4 protein-coding genes are annotated in these 1,604 nt (G+C 44.5%); all 4 read right to left on the reverse strand.

Annotated elements, in window-relative coordinates; all coding sequences use genetic code 11:
- Positions 1 to 70: 70 nt before the first annotated feature.
- The 4 genes from ACSSVV_RS20925 to ACSSVV_RS20940 all read right to left on the reverse strand — a co-directional run bounded on the left by ACSSVV_RS20925 (position 71) and on the right by ACSSVV_RS20940 (position 1,501).
- On the reverse strand, positions 71 to 379 hold the full coding sequence (locus ACSSVV_RS20925; protein WP_454106965.1) for a type II toxin-antitoxin system YafO family toxin: 309 nt from the start codon (positions 377 to 379) through the stop codon (positions 71 to 73).
- A 5-nt stretch (positions 380 to 384) separates the two neighbouring features.
- Complete coding sequence (locus ACSSVV_RS20930) at positions 385 to 558, reverse strand: hypothetical protein (RefSeq protein ID WP_454106966.1); 174 nt, start codon at positions 556 to 558, stop codon at positions 385 to 387.
- Positions 559 to 666: 108 nt separating this feature from the next.
- Positions 667 to 1,209 (reverse strand): DinB family protein, encoded by a 543-nt coding sequence (locus tag ACSSVV_RS20935; RefSeq protein WP_454106967.1) that lies wholly within the window; start codon positions 1,207 to 1,209, stop codon positions 667 to 669.
- 82 nt (positions 1,210 to 1,291) lie between these two features.
- Positions 1,292 to 1,501, reverse strand: coding sequence for a hypothetical protein (locus ACSSVV_RS20940; RefSeq protein WP_454106968.1), 210 nt, complete (start codon positions 1,499 to 1,501; stop codon positions 1,292 to 1,294).
- Between the last annotated feature and the right edge of the window lie 103 nt (positions 1,502 to 1,604).

Below are 1,604 nucleotides of genomic sequence, written 5' to 3' on the forward strand. Positions count from 1 at the left end.
CACACAAATAAAGGGAAAATAGTGTCTGAATCTTCGATTTTTTGCCGTTTAAACCCAAGATGGGCAAATATCAGCAGTTATTCAGACCTTCCCTATTAAAAAAACCTTCACAGTAAATTAGTGCCGTATTGCTCGTTTTATCGAATGATATTTTTTTGAGAGACCAATTTCGCGAGGTCTTGTCTTCTACATGAACATGGTACATCCCTGCTTGTTTAACCTTATTGGGAAAATCATAAGTGGTATCGCGGCCAAAGGTTTCATGAGGAACACCTGTTCTTTTATATTCTTTGAACCGAGATACTAAAATATCTATTTTTTCTTTATCTAAACTTTCCCTGAATTCCGAACTAACAAAAACCCTAACTTCCTTGTCCATCAATACTACTCCATCTCCACAAACGTAATGACGCTGCTATTTTTTGATCGAAGCATCGTCCCTTGTTCGGTCTTGCGAGCAGATTTTACTAGCTCTTCCTGCGTCACCTTTTTATATTCTGATCCCTTTTCAACATTCACCTGTTCGCTCTTTACATGTACTGCCTTTTTTTGCTTCATCCATCTATCTCCTTGATGGTTGGTTTTTGGGTTAACGCCGCTCAGCACGCGCGGCTACGGAATGAAGGCGAAGCCGCAATGGAGTAGACGTCGCCGTGACTGGCCTGGTTATACATGAGTTTCATCCGGAACCTGAGCCAATAGGTCAGTAACCCCGATATCCACACCCGCCTGTGATAGCAAAGTAGAAACTTGGCCTCGATGGTGAGTCTGATGGTTAAAGAAATGAAGAACCAGGCTTGAATATCGTTTCTTGGCCGGAATCCCTTTGGTGTTGTGGTAGCTGAGAACGAAATCCAGATCACTTTCGGATAGCTCGGATATCCATTTGATAATCTCCCGATCCAACCAGATCCGATGCTGAGATAAGCTACCAAGATCCTCGAAGACTGACTCATCCAGGCTCGTCGGATTTCGAAGATCAGCGACCTCACGCAACGAGTTCAGGCAGGACGGATGGGTAGCAAACCGTTTGAGCCAGACGGTGTCACCAACGACGATGTGATTCAGAGTTCCTAGGATGGAACCAAAAAAGGCCCCACGGTCCTTGGCTAAATCTGTTGCAGAGAGGTGCGCCGCAGCCTCATAAACCTTTGAGTTCATCCACTGATTGTAGTTGGACAGCAATTCAAAGTGATCTTTCAGGCTCATCTGAGTTCCTTCTCATGTATAACGCCTTGGGTAAGCTGCCGGTACGAAGCGGAGCGTAGTACCGGTCAGCTTCACCCCTTTGTTAAGTTTTCGCTCCGGCATAAGCCCCTAAAATTCCACCCAAAATAATTGGAATATAATTCATGTGGATACTCATTATTTTGAGGGGGCCAGATGTGACAGATAAAGCTGTTAGCAACACTATGATGGCAGCCACAAAATAGATTCTTGAATCGATTTTTCTAACACCCAGCCAGACTCCTAATATTGTGACTAGCAAGGTGTATGGCATAGACCAATACCTGAATCCGTGACTTCAACGAGCTGAACTCACGCCCAAAGCCTGCAATAACAAGGCTTAGAGCGATATAATAGCATCTGACACCCATTCACCC

The organism is Marinobacter sp. MBR-105, assembly GCF_053628895.1.

What these genes read in the sequence shown, in the direction of transcription:
- ACSSVV_RS20925 (WP_454106965.1), bottom strand. Translation starts at nt 379, where the DNA reads ATGGACAAGGAAGTTAGGGTTTTTGTTAGTTCGGAATTCAGGGAAAGT.
- ACSSVV_RS20930 (WP_454106966.1), bottom strand. Translation starts at nt 558, where the DNA reads ATGAAGCAAAAAAAGGCAGTACATGTAAAGAGCGAACAGGTGAATGTT.
- ACSSVV_RS20935 (WP_454106967.1), bottom strand. Translation starts at nt 1,209, where the DNA reads ATGAGCCTGAAAGATCACTTTGAATTGCTGTCCAACTACAATCAGTGG.
- ACSSVV_RS20940 (WP_454106968.1), bottom strand. Translation starts at nt 1,501, where the DNA reads ATGCCATACACCTTGCTAGTCACAATATTAGGAGTCTGGCTGGGTGTT.